Source organism: Flagellimonas crocea, assembly GCF_033441595.1.
GTDB lineage: Bacteria > Bacteroidota > Bacteroidia > Flavobacteriales > Flavobacteriaceae > Flagellimonas > Flagellimonas crocea.
The window spans coordinates 173,044-190,170 of record NZ_JAUZVX010000004.1 but is presented as its reverse complement, the minus strand read 5'-3'; the positions used below and the strand labels follow the sequence as shown (position 1 = coordinate 190,170).

16 protein-coding genes are annotated in these 17,127 nt (G+C 41.7%); 8 read left to right on the top strand and 8 right to left on the bottom strand.

The annotated features are described in order from the left end of the window. Nucleotides 1-14 precede the first annotated feature (14 nt). The 4 genes from SD449_RS14225 to pepT all read right to left on the bottom strand — a co-directional run bounded on the left by SD449_RS14225 (nt 15) and on the right by pepT (nt 4,632). Complete coding sequence (locus SD449_RS14225) at nt 15-1,103, bottom strand: hypothetical protein (RefSeq protein ID WP_207032459.1); 1,089 nt, start codon at nt 1,101-1,103, stop codon at nt 15-17. Between the two features lie 10 nt (nt 1,104-1,113). After that, the gene (locus SD449_RS14220; protein ID WP_318311484.1) at nt 1,114-2,637 is read right to left on the bottom strand and encodes a glycosyltransferase family 39 protein; all 1,524 of its coding nucleotides are present in this window, start codon (nt 2,635-2,637) and stop codon (nt 1,114-1,116) included. A gap of 172 nt (nt 2,638-2,809) precedes the next feature. After that, complete coding sequence (locus SD449_RS14215) at nt 2,810-3,400, bottom strand: YdeI/OmpD-associated family protein (protein WP_318311483.1); 591 nt, start codon at nt 3,398-3,400, stop codon at nt 2,810-2,812. Nucleotides 3,401-3,402: 2 nt separating this feature from the next. Continuing rightward, the gene (gene pepT, locus SD449_RS14210) at nt 3,403-4,632 is read right to left on the bottom strand and encodes a peptidase T (protein WP_318311481.1); all 1,230 of its coding nucleotides are present in this window, start codon (nt 4,630-4,632) and stop codon (nt 3,403-3,405) included. A 104-nt stretch (nt 4,633-4,736) separates the two neighbouring features. Between pepT and SD449_RS14205 the strand changes: the two genes are divergently transcribed. Genes SD449_RS14205 through SD449_RS14190 form a run of 4 tightly spaced genes read left to right on the top strand, consistent with a single transcriptional unit; the run spans nt 4,737 to nt 7,802 of the window. Continuing rightward, a complete protein-coding gene (locus SD449_RS14205; protein ID WP_318311480.1) occupies nt 4,737-5,156 on the top strand; it encodes a hypothetical protein in 420 nt (139 codons plus the stop codon). Nucleotides 5,157-5,213: 57 nt separating this feature from the next. After that, nucleotides 5,214-6,254: a quinone-dependent dihydroorotate dehydrogenase gene (locus SD449_RS14200; protein WP_318311479.1), complete on the top strand. Its 1,041-nt coding sequence runs from the start codon at nt 5,214-5,216 to the stop codon at nt 6,252-6,254. Between the two features lie 6 nt (nt 6,255-6,260). Continuing rightward, a complete protein-coding gene (locus tag SD449_RS14195; protein ID WP_318311478.1) occupies nt 6,261-6,917 on the top strand; it encodes a LysE family translocator in 657 nt (218 codons plus the stop codon). Nucleotides 6,918-6,938: 21 nt separating this feature from the next. Next, nucleotides 6,939-7,802: a hydroxymethylglutaryl-CoA lyase gene (locus tag SD449_RS14190; RefSeq protein ID WP_318311477.1), complete on the top strand. Its 864-nt coding sequence runs from the start codon at nt 6,939-6,941 to the stop codon at nt 7,800-7,802. A gap of 49 nt (nt 7,803-7,851) precedes the next feature. Here SD449_RS14190 and SD449_RS14185 read toward each other — a convergent pair whose 3' ends face one another. Beyond that, nucleotides 7,852-10,074, bottom strand: coding sequence for a TonB-dependent receptor family protein (locus SD449_RS14185; protein ID WP_318311475.1), 2,223 nt, complete (start codon nt 10,072-10,074; stop codon nt 7,852-7,854). Between the two features lie 245 nt (nt 10,075-10,319). Here SD449_RS14185 and SD449_RS14180 point away from each other — a divergent pair, with 245 nt between their 5' ends. Beyond that, nucleotides 10,320-10,820 (top strand): hypothetical protein, encoded by a 501-nt coding sequence (locus tag SD449_RS14180; protein ID WP_318311473.1) that lies wholly within the window; start codon nt 10,320-10,322, stop codon nt 10,818-10,820. A 7-nt stretch (nt 10,821-10,827) separates the two neighbouring features. On the opposite strand, the gene SD449_RS14175 is transcribed toward SD449_RS14180, so the two are convergent. Next, nucleotides 10,828-11,178: a DUF6686 family protein gene (locus SD449_RS14175; RefSeq protein ID WP_318311472.1), complete on the bottom strand. Its 351-nt coding sequence runs from the start codon at nt 11,176-11,178 to the stop codon at nt 10,828-10,830. Between the two features lie 150 nt (nt 11,179-11,328). Here SD449_RS14175 and guaB point away from each other — a divergent pair, with 150 nt between their 5' ends. After that, entirely contained in the window at nt 11,329-12,801 is a 1,473-nt protein-coding gene (gene guaB / locus SD449_RS14170) for an IMP dehydrogenase (RefSeq protein ID WP_318311470.1), read from the top strand. A gap of 28 nt (nt 12,802-12,829) precedes the next feature. Here guaB and SD449_RS14165 read toward each other — a convergent pair whose 3' ends face one another. Together SD449_RS14165 and lysA are read right to left on the bottom strand one after the other, a co-directional pair. Then, nucleotides 12,830-13,345, bottom strand: a complete 516-nt coding sequence (locus SD449_RS14165) for a thioredoxin family protein (RefSeq protein WP_318311468.1) — start codon at nt 13,343-13,345, stop codon at nt 12,830-12,832. 99 nt (nt 13,346-13,444) lie between these two features. After that, the gene (lysA, locus tag SD449_RS14160) at nt 13,445-14,683 is read right to left on the bottom strand and encodes a diaminopimelate decarboxylase (RefSeq protein WP_318311467.1); all 1,239 of its coding nucleotides are present in this window, start codon (nt 14,681-14,683) and stop codon (nt 13,445-13,447) included. 161 nt (nt 14,684-14,844) lie between these two features. Between lysA and SD449_RS14155 the strand changes: the two genes are divergently transcribed. Next, nucleotides 14,845-15,483 carry an LON peptidase substrate-binding domain-containing protein gene (locus tag SD449_RS14155; RefSeq protein ID WP_318311466.1) on the top strand — a complete coding sequence of 213 codons (639 nt, stop codon included), beginning with the start codon at nt 14,845-14,847 and terminating at the stop codon, nt 15,481-15,483. Between the two features lie 117 nt (nt 15,484-15,600). After that, on the top strand, nt 15,601-16,794 hold the full coding sequence (gene sucC, locus SD449_RS14150) for an ADP-forming succinate--CoA ligase subunit beta (protein WP_318311464.1): 1,194 nt from the start codon (nt 15,601-15,603) through the stop codon (nt 16,792-16,794). Nucleotides 16,795-17,127 lie beyond the last annotated feature (333 nt).

Sequence of the window (17,127 nt, the reverse complement as noted above, 5' to 3'; positions counted from 1 at the left end):
TGACGGAGCTCGACTTACCGTTCAGCGTCTGTGGCAACTGTTATTTTTCCATGCTGCCACCCTTTGGGTAGGTGTAGGTTCATTCCAGTTTTATTTTCAACATCGATTAAATCATTCCTAAGGGAAATACTCCGTAATCCGATAACATTTCTATTGTTATTTGTTGTTTCCAAAGCTGCATCATTCGGAATGACTCCAAGAAATCCATAGGATGTTGATTCATGATTATTTAAAGCTGCAGTTCGCCAATCTTCTATTTGGGCTAATTCATACGGTGATATTTCACCCTGTTTCAGTGCATTTAATAATTTTGGCCTTAAATAAGCGTAGATGGTGTCTTTCGAATTGTAATTTACGGATATTGAATTATGATGACTTAAAATCACGGAGCCCCATAAATTATTCCCTATAAGTCGTTCACCTGGATAACCATAATTTTTTAAAATTTGCTCCAGTTGTTCTAACTGCTGCTCGCTATGAGGGGCAAATTTTTTTTCAGAATATCTCCGTTTGGCTTTTTGTCCAATTCTGAACAATGCCCCAAGTGCTTTTTTCTGGTCCTTTTTGAACATTTCATGAACTTGTTCCTTTAGTGGCAAGTTTAGCCCTGTTATATAGGTTTTATGGAGTGAATCATATTCGGATAAAAGCTTTGACCATTCCGAAGATTCTTTTAATGACTGTAAATTGTCATTTTTTTTGATGCTCTTCAGTGTCCAACCAGCTTTGATTCCCAGTCTCGTGAACTGTAATCCTGATTGATGATCATTTTGATATGCACTGAGTTCAGTTGCAACTTTGATGTCTCTAAGAAACGAGAAATCAAACTGTTTAAATAGAGAATCAAATGTATCAATTGCAGAAGTGTATTTTCCTTCAGCAATTAGCTGTTCACATTCAAGTACTTTGGAATGGTAGTTCAGGTAGTTTTCTTGGGCTTTACTTTTGACAGAAAACAAAAGACAGCCAATAAAAATAAGGGTCAGTGAAAATTTAGTCATAAAACAAAAGAATGCATTTTGACTGTAAATAGCTGTGAATGAATAGTTAAATATCGTTTCACGAATGTTTTGGATTACAATAGGGAGGTCAGGGGTTGCCAATCAATGGACTTTATTTAAAATCATACAAAACAGCAAAAGTATCCTCTGTCAAGGCAATTCGCTTTACTTCTTCAGCCTGTTGGTCAAATACCTCCATAAAAGATTCCACGGTGAGTTTGGAAGGGTATTCCAAAATGTTGGTGACCACAAACCACGCTTCATCAAGATTCATGTTGTCCAGCTTGGCAGTCAATTCTTCCGGGGTGGTTTCTGAGTGCATAATGTAGTAATCATCAAAACCATTTTTCGGAGCATAATAGTCCATTTGTAGATAAGCCCTTGGATGCACTAAAATTTGTTGTTCCGGTTGAAGTTCCTTTTTAATTTCTACCAAAAGCTTTTCGGTAGGGTCAAAATCGTTAGGAAGGCCGAGCAGACCCAACGTTGCCATCAAAAAACTTGGCAAAGCCAGAATAATGGCAATACTGTAGACCAGCCATTTTTTTATAAAAGGGACTTTTTCCCTTAGAAAGGCCAGTCCGTACATGGCGAAAATAATAAACACCCAGAAGGTGGCTGGTCCGTACCTAGAGGTCAACGGAAGAATGTAAAATAGTGCCAACGAAAAATTCATGGCAATAAAAAGTGCTAACAAAACGCCCCGTTTTAAGTCTTTTTTTAGCAAGGCATAAATTCCCAATAGACCCAATATCAAAAGCAAGGTCGAAATAATGTTGATAAACGGTATGGGAAAGGTGATTGCCAAAAAGTAGAACATAACTTCATAAAAGCTGCTCCAAACCCACAATGGGAACTCGGCAATACTGCTTGGAGGAAAACCATAGGCATGAGTGTCTCCCATAGCATCCTTTACAGTGGGGTCCAGCGCCATTAAGGTGTAGAGAACGGTGAGCACACCTCCCAAAATCCAAAGGCCGCTTGTTAAAACTAGGTTGAGCTTTTTGTTTTCCTTGGATGCGGTCCAAAACAGATAGGGTACGGCCCCCGCCAAGAATGCGGTGCAGATTAGGGAAGAAAATGTTCCAAATCCACCGATTAAACCTATCAACAAATATTGCCACTTTTTTAAAGGGCCTTCCTGTATCCTAAGCAATGAAAGCGTTATAAAGACAATATACATTAGTTCTACAGCATAGGGCTTTGCCGAGGTGCCGTAAAACCAAGAGCCCAGAGCGGTACAAATTAGGGTCATTGTTATTACCAAGTATAAGCCTTTAAGGTATCGGGCGGTTATTTTGTAAAGCAGGAACAGTGCAATGATGGAGCATATTACCGGATACAAACGCAATAACAGCTCGCTGGACTGGCCCACGAGCAGTAATAATCCCTTTTGCACTAGATAATAACCCGGTGCCACTACTTGATTGTACTCGGGCTGTGTTGTTAAGAGTTCGCTCATCGACATGTTTTCCAGATTGACAACATTGAACAATTCGTCCATCCAATACGATATACCTCCCAAGTACTGCACAACTCGAATCAATATGCCAATAATAAATACAACAATCAGTGAGATTCTGGTCCATTTTCCTAGAGCGGAAAAAGAGACATGCTCTGGTTTTAGAGTTTCCATAAATTGAGGTTAGTGTGTAACTGACTAAAAATCAGAATAAAAAATGAAAAAAGCAATAGATGTCCAGAAATTTGGAGAAGGAACTGCTCGGGTTTCAATCTTTTGTGTGCCGGGTAATTGAAGATTTTAATGAAAAGAAAAACCTGTTTCTGTAATGAAGAAATGTTTGCTCTTAACGATACCCATCATTCAGCCCCAAACCATCTTGAATCATGGGAAGTATTTTTTCCAGCCTACGCAATTTGGTTTTCTCTTGTTTGGCCTCGGCAATGTACTCGCAGAACTCTTTTTGTTTGTAGGGCGTAAATTTTTCAAAGGAGGATTTTAAAACGGAATCACTGTCAAGTTTGGATTGGAGCAATTCAGGAACCTCTACCTCTTTGGTTTTCTCGGCTTTTATTTCCAATCCTTTTTTCTGGTTGTCCAGTGCCTCCTTCATATAGCCAAGTACTATTTTCTCGTCCACTTCATCCAAGCTCTGGAACTTCCAATGTCGCATCCCCTTGGTCTTGCCATCCTGTGCATTCTCCAAAACCTTTTTTGGATCCTTTAAAAATACACCGTTAAAGAACCAGACCCCAAAGTGGTTTTTGAACTTGCAAATACCAAAGACATTCTTGTTGTTCAGCGTGTATACCGGAATACTCCATTTAAAATGCTCTTCGGCCTCGGTTTTCAGGGCAATTTCCCTCAAAAAGTTAATCCCTTCCCTAAACGGATGTTCCTTTTGATAATACGTTTCCAGTTTAGCTGATTTTTCCATAGTTATCTGATTTGACTTGCAGTAAGTTCGCAAATCTTTACGATAACCATCACTGCTTTTTGCATGCTTTCCAAAGGGACGTACTCGTATTTTCCATGAAAATTGTGCCCACCAGCAAAAATATTGGGGCAGGGTAGTCCCATAAAACTGAGCTGTGAACCATCTGTTCCACCTCTAATGGGTTTTATAATGGGTTCAATTTGGAGGGATTTCATCGCTTCCTCCGCTATTTCTACAATATGAAAGACCGGTTCCACCTTCTCTCTCATATTCTTATACTGGTCCTCAATGGTCAGGCTGATGAACTCACCATATTTTTTGTTGAGCTTTTCCTTGATGTCGTTTAAAAGGTCTTTTCTTGCCTGAAAATGCACTGCATCGTGATCACGGATGATTAGTTCTATTTCTGCCTTTTCAATTTCCCCCTTGATTTTGTGTACATGGAAGAAGCCTTCCCGACCCGTGGTGTGTTCGGGTACTTCGCTCGGGGGCAAATGGGTTAAATAGTCGTTGGCAATCCCAATGGCGTTTACCATTTTATTCTTTGCATATCCGGGATGCACACTTTTTCCGGTAACGGTAATCTTGGCCTTTGCAGCATTGAAGTTTTCATATTCCAGTTCGCCCACCTGGCTGCCATCCATGGTGTAGGCCCATTCGGCACCGAATTTTTCCACATCGAATTTGTGTGCACCGCGTCCAATTTCTTCATCGGGAGTAAAGGCAATCCTAATTTTTCCGTGTTTGATCTCAGGGTGTTGAATCAAGTATTCCATAGCTGTGATAATTTCGGCAATACCTGCTTTATCATCAGCGCCCAAGAGGGTCGTACCATCGGTGGTGATCAAGGTTTGTCCCTCGTAGGCCTTTAAATCTTCAAAATAATCGGGAGATAGGACAATGTTGTTCAACTTGTTCAGTACAATATCCTTCCCATCATAATTTTCAATGATCTGAGGCTTTACATTTCTGCCCGAGAAATCCGGGGAGGTATCAAAATGTGAGACAAAACCAATAGTCGGCACCCTTTTTTCAATATTGCTGGGCAAGGTCGCCATAATGTACGCATTCGCGTCAATGGATACCTCCTGCATTCCAATTTGATGCAGTTCCATCACCAACTTTTTGGCGAGGTCCCATTGCTTTTCCGTACTGGGGGTGGTTTTGGAATAGGGGTCACTTTGGGTGTCCGTGGTCACATAATCCAAAAATCGGGGCAGTAATTTTTCCATGTTGGTCTTTTCATCAAAAATAATGCTTATTCAAACGTAATTTTATAAATCAAAAGCATTAATAAGTATCTTTCGGTATCCGTTAACCACAATATTAAATTCAATTGAAATCAGCAATAGTTTTTCTTTTTTTGGTATCCGGGTTTTTTGGATTTGGCCAAATGGACTGTATTTTGGGTGTTGGGGGCAGGGACAACGAAACCATTACCAAGGTTTTTGAACTCACGGAGGAACAACGTGAAAGTCTAAAGAACTGGAGCGCAGAACTTAAAATCAGAAACGATATTTTAAAGGATAGGGCCAAATTTTTGATGAAAAAGAACGAAGAAAGTTCCCCGGAGGTTCTGGTGGCCGTGTCCAAGGAATACAGCTCCATTATGGACAGCATGAAACAAAATGTTCTTATGATGGACACCAGGCTGTTGCAAAGCTTTGACCAGACCCAATATGACCGTTATGTGAAACTGTGCAATCAACTGACCTTGCGTCCTATCCACATTAGTAAGTCTGTTGACGAAAATTGAACAATTTGTAAAGAACTGTATCAAGAGTTTTTATTTTTGTCCAAAATTCATTTTTGAATGTATAAAATCCTCGTTCGCCCAGTACTTTTTTTGTTCGATCCTGAAGCTGTGCACCACTTTTCTTTTTGGGCCATAAGATTTTTATCAAGGCTTGGTTTTGGCCGTATTTTCAGGAAAATCTTTATTTTGGAGGATGCCAGATTGGAGCGAGAGGTTTTTGGGATAAAATTCAAGAATCCCGTTGGGTTGGCCGCTGGTTTTGACAAGGATGCCAAGCTTTACAACGAGTTCTCCAACTTTGGTTTTGGTTTTGTGGAAATTGGTACAGTTACGCCAAAGCCGCAGCCCGGAAACCCCAAAAAGCGCTTGTTTCGGTTGAAACGGGACAAGGCTATCATCAACAGAATGGGGTTCAATAACAAGGGTGTTTTTGAAGCCGTGGAACAATTGAAGAAAAAACACAGGGTAATCATTGGGGGGAATATCGGAAAGAACAAGGTAACCCCGAACGAGGCTGCCATTAAGGATTATATGATATGTTTTGAGGCCCTTTTTGACCACGTGGACTATTTTGTGGTCAACGTAAGTTCACCGAATACGCCAGGACTTCGTGAGCTTCAGGATAAAGGTCCATTGACAAAACTCTTGAAAAAATTAAAAAGCCAAAATGCCAAACTGGCAAAAGTCCCAAAGAAGAAAGAAAAGCCCATATTGCTCAAAATAGCTCCCGACCTGACCGATGATCAACTATTGGACATTATCGAAATTGTAAAAGATACCCAAATTGACGGGGTAATTGCGACGAATACCACAATTGAACGAAAAGGACTCGAATCGGACCTGTTCCTGTCAGAAGAAAAGGGAGGCCTTAGTGGAAAACCTTTGACAGAAAGAAGCACTGAGGTAATCCGGTTTTTATCCGAAAAAAGTAACAGGGCGTTTCCGATTATTGGAGTAGGAGGCATCCATTCTGCGGAGGATGCTTTGGATAAATTTAAAGCCGGAGCGGATTTGGTGCAGCTTTACACCGGATTTATTTATGAAGGGCCCGGGCTCATCAAAAAAATCAATAAGGCCATTTTAGAAAAAGTGGACTAGGACCATATGTACAGCTTATTCTTTTTAATGGAGACCATCAATTACCCCATATTGATTGGTTTTTTGGTGTCTTCACTGGCCTTGGCCGTTTCCCCCGGTCCAGACAACATTTTTGTGTTGACCCAAAGCATTAGCAACGGTACCAAATCTGGTATGGCGACAGTATTCGGCTTGGTCTCTGGATGTTTGGTGCACACGACTTTATTGGCTTTTGGGGTTTCGGAAATCATCAAGCGCAGTGACACGCTTTTTTTTGCTATCAAACTTTTTGGCGCTCTCTACTTGTTGTATTTGGCGTACAGGGTTTACCAAAGTGACCCTGCAATCAATCTAAGCGGCGCGGACAAAGCTCCAAAATCAACAAAAAAGTTGTTTTGGACAGGTTTCACTATGAATGTTCTTAATCCGAAGGTCACTATTTTCTTTCTAGCCTTTTTTCCGGGATTTTTGTTCAGCGAAGAACTCAATTCCGTGATTCAGTTCTATATTTTGGGACTGCTTTTTATGTTATCCGCCCTCATCGTTTTTGGGGCAATTGCGGTCTTGGCAGGAAGAATCTCTACATACCTGACAAGGCATGAAAATGCAGGTGTTTATTTAAAATGGGTGCAGATTGTTGTTTTTCTGGGCATTGCCGTTTATCTGTTTCTATCGGATAAATAAGTGCTATTTTTACAGAAGCCTATGCCAAAAGTAAAACTCATAGAATGTCCACGGGACGCCATGCAGGGAATCAAAACCTTTATCCCAACAGATGAGAAGGTGAAGTATATCCAGTCTTTGTTGGGCTGTGGTTTTGACACCATCGACTTTGGAAGTTTTGTATCCCCCAAGGCCATACCGCAGATGCAGGACACCGCAGAAGTGCTTGCAAGATTGGATTTGTCCAGGACCAAAAGCAAGCTTTTGGCCATTGTGGCCAATGTTCGTGGGGCGCAGGATGCATGCGAACATAAAGCAATCGATTATCTAGGTTTTCCATTCTCCATTTCCGAAAACTTTCAGATGCGGAATACCCACAAGACCATCGATCAATCGGTGGAAACGTTAAAGGGAATCTTGGAACTGGCAGATGCAAACAATAAAGAGGTGGTCACCTATATTTCCATGGGGTTTGGGAATCCCTACGGAGATCCTTGGAACGTGGAGATTGTAGGGGAGTGGACCGAAAAACTGGCCGAAATGGGAACCAGAATACTATCGTTGTCGGATACCATTGGCAGTTCTACACCCGAGGTCATAGATTATTTGTTTTCCAACTTGATTCCCAAATATCCCGAGATTGAATTTGGGGCCCATTTGCACACAACGCCCACAAAATGGCACGAAAAGGTGGATGCGGCCTACAAAGCTGGTTGTCGGCGTTTTGATGGAGCTGTGCAAGGTTTTGGTGGTTGCCCAATGGCCAAGGATGAATTGACGGGTAATATGCCCACGGAAAAAATGCTCTCCTACTTTACAACGGAAAAAGCCGATTCGGGTGTCAATTGGATGGTTTTTGAAGCTGCCTACAATAAGGCAACGGAATTGTTCTCCGTGTATCATTAAAAAAGCACTCCGAAGAGTGCTTTTTTCAAATTCATTTCGTCGTTTTATCCTAATAGCGAAGTTCTACCCCGGCATAAATACCAAAAGGGTGCCCTGGACGTAATCCAGCAGGAACTCTGGCTACGGCATATTTCTCGTCCAATAGGTTGATCATATTGGCAGTTAACGCAAAATGTTCATTAAAGCTGTATCTGCCACCAAAGTCAAGGATAAAATTGGAGCCTACTTTTTCGTTGGAGGCGATTGGTCCGCTACCAGCTTTGGTCCTGAATGCACCATTGTATCTGCCGCTAAGGTTTATTTCAAAGTTTTGATGTTCTAGGGAAAGCGCAGCGTTGAATTGGTGTTTTGAGATATAGGGCATCTCATCACCAGAGGCAACCTCTCCCCATATATCATTGCTACTGCCAAAACTGTTCAGAAATTCTGTGTCGGTCAGGGTATAGCCAAAAGTAAAAGGAAGTTGAAGATTATCATTCTTTTCCAAGAAATTATAGTTCAGCAACAATTCGATTCCCTGTACATGTACTTCACCTGCATTGAACTGATCCAATGAGCCAGTTCCTCCTGTGGCGGCCAAATCACTTCCCAAAAGGTTGCTGTAATCGTTGAAAAAGCCAACAACTTCGCCCGAAATACCAGCGAAGGAAAAACGACTACCCAGTTCATAATTCACACTTTCTTCAGGGTTTTCTCCAGGTTGGTTGCTAGGCGGTGAGAATCCTTTGTGAACACCTCCAAAAATAGAAAGGTTGTTGAAATTGTAGTTGAATCCAATGCCAGGGATAAACACGTCAACTTTGTTTTGTCTTTCGGAAATGTCAGTGCCGATACGTTCTATATCATCGGTTCCGTAGTTCAATCTTTCCAAGGTAATGTTTTCATAGCGTAGCCCTGGAGTTAAGGTCAAATCGTTGATTTTAAGTTTGTACATGGCGTAAGATGCAAAGGCCTTTGCGCTACTTACACGGTTGGCATTGGTTCCAGGGATGCCTTCGTTGATCAATTGCATGTTTCCGTTCACCATGGCGTAATCGTCTATCCATTGAAAGCGGTCTTCCTCATCATAATGATAGCGCAGTCCTATTTCTAGGTCATGGTACGTGTTTTCCCCGCTCCAATGGTAATCCAATTTTGTTTGGACCCCTGTGGACAAATAGTCCCTATTGTTGTTTCTGGCATTAAGGGAGTCGTCCGCCCCACTATTGGCTGTTCCCTTTACCAAATCGAGGTAGGCATCATAAGTAGTGGGGTCACCGAATATGCTTCCAATACCCTCGCGTTCTCCATTAACGGTAACATAATCCACCTTGTACCAATTTCTGCTAAAATCATTGTAATACCCAGTAGTGGTGATTCTGAACTGATTATTGAATTTTAGGGCATGTGTACCCATTAATTGAAGGTGTTCTGCGTTCATTTGGTCCTTTTGTGATCCAGCGTAGCGAAGGAACGGGTCGGCATCGAAATCCTCCTGGGTCAGACCGAGATAGGTTTCATTGGATGTTTCGTCCGAATACTGAAATTTCAATTCAAACTCTTGTCCCAACCTTGCTTCTGGATTGGTATTGACCTTGAACTTTGCGACCAGATCATTTTTGTCGAAACCTGTATTATCCCCATTTTCCAGATTTTTAAACCCGTTGGAGTTGTAATTGAGGTATTCCACCGAGTAACCAAAGTTTTTTCGGCTGTCCCCAAGTTGGGCGTGCATACGGCCACTTTGAAAACTTCCATAACTGCTATTTAAAAAGATACCGAAGTTGTCGGGAACTTCTGTTGAAACCATATTAATGGCGCCACCAGTTGTATATGGCCCAAATTGTACTTGACTGCTTCCCTTTAATATTTCTACGGCCTGCATACGCGCAATGGTGGGAAAGTAATAAGCTGATGGTGCACTGTATGGTGCAGGGGCAATAAGCACACCGTCTTCCATTAAAGTGATCTTTGAACTCCTTTCAGGGGATGTTCCCCTTAAACTGATGTTGGGCCTAAGACCAAATCCATCCTCTTCATAAACGTTGACCCCAGGAACGGACCTTAAGGTACGGTTGACATCGGTATAGTTGAATTTTTTGATTTCCTCGGGTGAGATATAGTAGGAGGAACCTGTTCTGTTCTTGGCGACAAATTTACTTCCAAAAATTACCTTGGCCGATAGAACAACCTCACTCAATGCAATGGTGGAGGAATCTGTAGGGGTTTGACTTTGTTGTCCTGCAACAATCAGGGAGCTGAAAAGAGCGATAGTTAAAAATATTCTGTACATGACGTTAATTAAGACTCACTTTAAATAAGGTGCTATTTTTGGCTTGCAAAACTATATGCTTCTTAGGAGAAAAAAAATTTATTTAGAATAAATAAATATAAATTGAACCTTACGGTAATTTCTAACAAAAATATGGTTAAGAGCCAATGTTTTTTGATGGTACAGTGGTTTTACTTAAGGATTTTAGGATTATTATTTAGATTGGGTCTAAATTGATATATTTGAGGATTCAACAATTTTCCACTATGAAGTACGATGGTCTATTGCCAACATTACCCAAAGAACTACGAGTTTTTATTTCCGTTTTTGTGACGGTTCTTTCCATTGGATATTTCACTGGATTGCTTTTTATCCAAGAAACCGAGTCGACAACCCCAGTTGGGATTGAAGAGAATTACTTGGGCAATGAAGAGGATGAAGATGCCGAGGTGATGAAATTTAAAAAAGGGGAGCGTGAAATGTTGACGATCATTCACACACATGTGCTTTCCATGTCTTTTATTTTCTTTCTGTTGGGAGCATTGGTCTGGATCAGCAAGGCACCCAAAAAACTGAAGTTGTTTTTGATCATTGAACCATTTTGCTCCATAGTTCTCACCTTTGGCGGAATTTATTTGATGTGGGCCGGAATAGGTTGGTTTCGTTACGTAGTCGTGTTTTCTGGAATTTTGATGACCATGTGTTATACCGGCTCTGCCTGTCTGGTCTTTTGGCAATGTATATTTCCAAAAGGCATTAAAGTATAAAAGTGCCCTAGTTCTCTATGAATTGATAATCGATATCATCACGGGAAAGGAGTTTTACCCGTTGCTTTTCAAATTTTAGCAGGCTCAATATTTCGCTCACTTCCTCTTTATTCACCAAAATAATGAAATGCTTTTTTCCTACGAATATAGGGATTTTGCGTTGTTGGCTCCAGTTCTTCAATTGGTTTTCCCAATAGGGTATGTCTAGGTTTTCGATATAATCCTTCAATGCTTCCAACTCCCATTCATAAAGTTCAAAACAGAGGTTGTTATAGATCAATTGAAACAATTTGGTGCGATTACAAAAAGTCAGCACTCCATTTTTTGATCGGCTCATCACATTCAAAAATCTACACATAAAAAAGGAATTGAGGCCTAAAGATAATAATTATATAGAATCATTCTAAATAAACGAATCAATTTCTGCGGACAAAAAATGTAATGGTATCACAACAAGGTAATCAAATAAATTAGTGGTATATTTGCACGCAATTAATCCGTAATTGCAATGGAAGCTCACCAGAACAAAATTGTTGGAGAAGGTCTTACATACGACGACGTTCTTCTAGTGCCCGCATACTCCGAAGTACTTCCCCGAGAAGTAAATATCCAGTCAAAATTTACAAAGAACATCACCATAAATGTGCCCATTGTTTCCGCAGCGATGGATACAGTGACCGAATCCCGTATGGCCATAGCCATGGCAAGGGAGGGCGGTATTGGTGTGCTTCATAAAAATATGACCATTGAGCAACAAGCACTTAAGGTCAGAAAAGTAAAGCGGGCAGAGAGTGGAATGATTATGGATCCTGTTACTCTACCATTGGAATCCGTGGTGCGCGATGCCAAAGCAAGCATGAGAGAGCATAGTATCGGGGGAATTCCAATTGTGGACAGCAACAAAAAGCTGATCGGTATTGTGACCAATCGTGATCTTCGTTTTGAGAAAAATGACGATAGGCCCATTGCGGATGTAATGACGTCCGAAAATTTGGTGACTGTCGCTGAGGGTACTTCACTTCAACAGGCAGAAGTAATCCTGCAAGAGAACAAAATTGAAAAGCTTCCTGTAATAAACGACAATGACGAGCTTATAGGCCTCATTACCTTTAGGGATATTACGAAACTTACCCAAAAACCCATAGCCAATAAGGACCAGTACGGACGATTGCGCGTAGCTGCGGCAATTGGCGTCACAGGAGATGCGGTAGATCGTGCAGCAGCCTTGGTAAAGGCTGGCGTAGACGCCGTAATCATAGATACGGCTCACGGGCACACCAAAGGTGTGGTCAGTATTTTAAAGGCAGTAAAGAAATCCTTCCCGGAACTGGAAGTGGTCGTCGGAAACATAGCGACTGCTGAAGCCGCAAAATACTTGGTGGAGGCCGGTGCCGATGCCGTTAAGGTTGGAATCGGGCCAGGTTCCATATGCACCACGCGTGTTGTGGCGGGGGTTGGATTTCCCCAGTTTTCTGCTGTTTTGGAAGTTGCCGCCGCATTAAAGGGGACTGGTGTTCCTGTTATCGCGGATGGAGGAATCCGATATACCGGTGATATCCCAAAAGCATTGGCGGCTGGGGCGGACACCGTAATGTTGGGGTCCTTGCTTGCGGGCACCAAAGAATCTCCGGGAGAAACCATAATCTACGAAGGAAGAAAGTTTAAATCTTACCGCGGAATGGGCTCTGTAGAAGCCATGAAGCAAGGTAGTAAGGACAGATACTTTCAGGACGTTGAGGACGATATCAAAAAATTGGTTCCCGAAGGAATTGTGGGCCGTGTGCCTTACAAAGGGGAATTAATGGAAAGCATGCACCAGTTTATCGGTGGGCTGCGGGCAGGTATGGGCTATTGCGGTGCCAAGGATATCGAAACCCTTAAAAATAGTGCCCGCTTCGTAAAGATTACATCAAGCGGAATTCACGAGAGTCACCCGCACAACGTGACCATTACCAAAGAAAGTCCAAATTATAGTAGGTAATCAAATAATGGAGAGTTACGCGAAGGGTTTATTTTCCAGCGTAGCTCTGCCAATCCTTGTCCTTATAGATATTGTCGCCAAAATACTTGGCAATCTGCATGAACGGCTCTACTTTTTGATAGCCTGGTACAGGGGACAGCATATTGATTTCCTCATCCAGAAAAACTACGGTAGGGTAGCTCATTTTTCCCTGCAATAATGCAGCGGCAAGTTCGTGGTAGCCACGTCTTCCGGATGGGACGAATTTGAAGGTTTTACCTTGGTATTCAATTGGTTCCTTGCCCTCGGCATCCATTTTTACCATGTAAAAATTGTCCTGCATATATTTGGAAACTTCAGGATGTTGAAAAGTATCCTTATCCATTTTTTTGCACCATCCGCACCAATCCGTGTAAACATCAACAAAAAACTTTTTGGGTTGAGCATCCGTTTTGGATAATTGGACGGCTTCCTCCCAAGAAATCCATTTGATGTCCTGGGCTTGGGCATTAAAGCCTAGCAATAGGATAAAAAGCAAGCTGATTTGGGTAAAAATTGAGCGCATAGTCTTGGTTTTTGACATAATCGTCGTTCTATCAATACAAAACTAACGAAAATTGTGCCAAAAAAGTATGTGCTTTAACAGTCTGATAAGGCTGATAGGCTACTTTACGGTTTCTTTTTTTGGAGTTTCAAAAATGGACTTTACATCAACTTGGTTATGCAGGATGTCATCAAATGTCTCTCTTTTTCTGATCAGGTGTGCCTTGCCCTTGTACCATAATACTTCGGCTGGCCTATATCGGGAATTGTAATTGCTGGCCATGGTAAAACAATAGGCTCCCGCATTCTTGAAGCAGAGCACATCGCCTTCCGATATCTCGTTGATTCTGCGATTGCTGCCAAAAGTATCTGTTTCGCAGATATAACCTACTACCGAGTAATAACGTTCTCTTCCTTTTGGATTGGAAATATTGATGATTTGATGGGTAGACCCATACAGCATGGGCCTGATCAAGTGATTAAAGCCTGAATCCACACTTGCGAATACGGTAGAAGTTGTCTGTTTTACCACATTTACCTTGGCCAAGAAGTGACCGGCTTCGCTTACCAAAAATTTGCCGGGCTCAAAAGCGAGGGTAAGTTCCCTGCCATATTCCTTGCAAAACTCGTTAAATCTTTTGGTGAGTTTTTTCCCTAGTTCTTCCACGTTGGTCTGGATGTCACCTTCTTTATAGGGTACTTTAAACCCACTGCCAAAATCGATAAACTCTAGATCCTTAAAATTGCTTGCCGTTTCAAACAGGATTTCAGACGCGTACAGGAATACATCGATATCCAAAATATCACTTCCCGTGTGCATGTGAATACCGTTGATGTTCATGTTGGTCAACTCCACAATTCTCAATAAATGGGGAATTTGATGTATGCTGATTCCAAATTTAGAATCGATATGTCCTACAGAAATCTTGGAATTTCCTCCAGCCATCACGTGCGGATTGATACGAATACATACCGGTATATCCGGATGCTTGCTACCAAACTGCTCTAAAATGGAAAGGTTGTCAATATTTACCTGTACGCCAAGCGCAGCAGCTTCCTCAATTTCTTCCAAAGAAACTCCGTTTGGGGTAAATATGATGGACTCCGGCTTAAAACCCGCCAAAAGTCCCAATCTTACTTCTTGAATGGAAACCGTATCCAATCCGCTCCCTAAACTGTTCATCAATCTTAGGATGCTTATATTGGATAGTGCTTTGGCAGCGTAATTGAGCTTAAGACTTGATACACCCTTAAAAGCATTGGTGAGCTTATTGTACTGGGATGTTATCTTATCGGCATCATAAACATAGAGCGGTGCGCCAAATTGCTCGGTAAGCTGAAGTAAGTCCTTAGAGTTCATGTAATAGTATTTTGGGCAAAACTAGTTTTTGTAGGTCGTTCAACCAAGAAATAAATGCATAAATATATAAATATAACAAATTGTTTTATTTGCAACCAATAGTATTCCAAAAGGTTGTGACTTTTGGATTTGATACGTATTTTTAGAGACAAACTTAGAAAATGAAGCTTCCCTTATTTCCTTTAAAATCTGTTTTTTATCCCGGTGAAACCGTGCCGCTCCATATTTTTGAGGAGCGCTATAAGCAATTGATCAATGATTGCAGAAGGGAAGCCATGACTTTTGGGATTCCCGTTTATATCAATAACACCATTTCGCATGGTACCGAGGTGCAACTGGTGGAAGTGGTCAACTCCTACGATTCCGGTGAAATGGACGTAGTATGTGTGGCGCGCCAAATTTTCAAGATATTGAGTTTTGAACAGCAGATGGAGGGTAAATTATATGCCGGAGGTGATGTTGAGTTTTTGGAAACCGAGAACAATGCCGATGAAACTCTAAGGGAAGAGGTGCTTCGAAAGGTAGAGGCGCTTTACGATATTATGGACGTTCCTTTTACCAAAACATCGCCAAAACAGTTCAACAGCTATTCGCTTGCCCATAAAATGGGACTTTCCTTTGAGCAGGAATATGAATTGTTGCTCATGCCCAAGGAAACGGATCGCCTACATTATATAAAGAAACATTTAGAGACCACCACCACTATTTTGAGCGAGGTAAACCGTACCAAGGACATCATTGAGATGAACGGTCATTTCAAAAATTTCGACCCCTTGGACTTTCAGGATTTCCAGTTGTAGCCATTTCCGGTGCAAATCGACCTTTTATTCCCTTCGGGAGCGTAATTATTCTTTTAACATCTTCAATTTGTCAACCGTGTTTTCTATTTTTGTCATCAAACAAAAGTAAATTCACAGATGAATCTTCACGAATATCAAGGAAAAGAGATTTTAGCCAGTTTTGGAGTTAGGATCCAGCGCGGAATTGTGGCCCGCAATGCAAAAGAAGCAGTCGATGCCGCAAAACAACTTACACAGGAAACAGGAACCGGATGGCACGTAATCAAAGCACAAGTGCATGCTGGTGGTCGTGGTAAGGGCGGTGGAGTAAAGCTGGCCAAAAATTTGAAGGAGGTTGAAGAGTTGGCGGGGAGCATCATAGGAATGAACTTGGTCACTCCGCAAACATCTGCGGAAGGAAAAAAGGTGCACCAAGTTTTGGTCGCCGAGGATGTTTACTACCCAGGGGACAGTGAAACCAGCGAGTTTTATATGTCCGTTCTTTTGAACCGGGGAAGTGGTAGGAACATGATCATGTATTCTACCGAAGGAGGTATGGATATTGAGGAAGTGGCCGAAAAAACACCACATTTGATCTTTACCGAAGAGATTGACCCAGGAATGGGACTTTTGCCTTTCCAAGCGAGAAGAATTGCCTTTAACCTAGGTTTATCGGGAACAGCTTTCAAGGAAATGGTGAAGTTTGTGGCCGCTTTGTACAAGGCTTATGAAGAGAGCGATGCCAGTCTTTTTGAAATCAACCCAGTTTTGAAGACATCGGATGATAAAATAATGGCCGTCGATGCCAAAGTGACCATAGATGATAATGCCCTGTATAGGAGAAAATCCTACGCAGAGATGCGCGACCTTCGTGAAGAGAACCCGATTGAAGTGGAAGCCCGCGAAGTGGGACTTAACTATGTGGATTTGGATGGAAACGTAGGGTGTATGGTTAACGGCGCCGGATTGGCGATGGCCACTATGGACTTGATAAAAATGGCCGGTGGTGAACCTGCCAACTTCTTGGACGTAGGAGGTACTGCTGATGCCAAAAGGGTAGAGGAGGCTTTCCGTATTATTCTAAAAGACCCCAATGTAAAGGCGATTCTGATCAATATTTTTGGAGGTATCGTGCGTTGCGACCGTGTGGCGCAAGGTGTTGTTGATGCATACAAGAACATGGGAGATGCCATCCAAGTACCGATAATCGTAAGGTTACAGGGTACCAACGCGGAATTGGCGAAAGAAATCATTGACAATTCTGGATTGGCCGTTCATTCAGCGGTGCAGTTCAAAGAAGCCGCGGATAAAGTAGAAGAAGTTTTGAGCTAGACTCATAATACCAATAAATTAAAAAGGGCGACACCAAAAGTGTCGCCCTTTTTAATTTTAAAACTCCATGGAGTATATTTTCTTTCGTTTCCACGCTAAGAATCACAATCTATTTCATTTACAGAAACTTGGTGGACAGTATCAGGTTATAGGGTGTTTAAATCTGTCCGCACGGAAACATTAGCCCAAGGTTAAGGACATTAAACATTTGTTAAATTACCCAGAAGTGTAACATTTTTATTTTTTAATCGTCTTATTTTTGAGGTGTCATTAAAAAAGGGCCATAATCAAGCTCTAAAATTGACATATTAGTAAACATCAATATAAATCAAA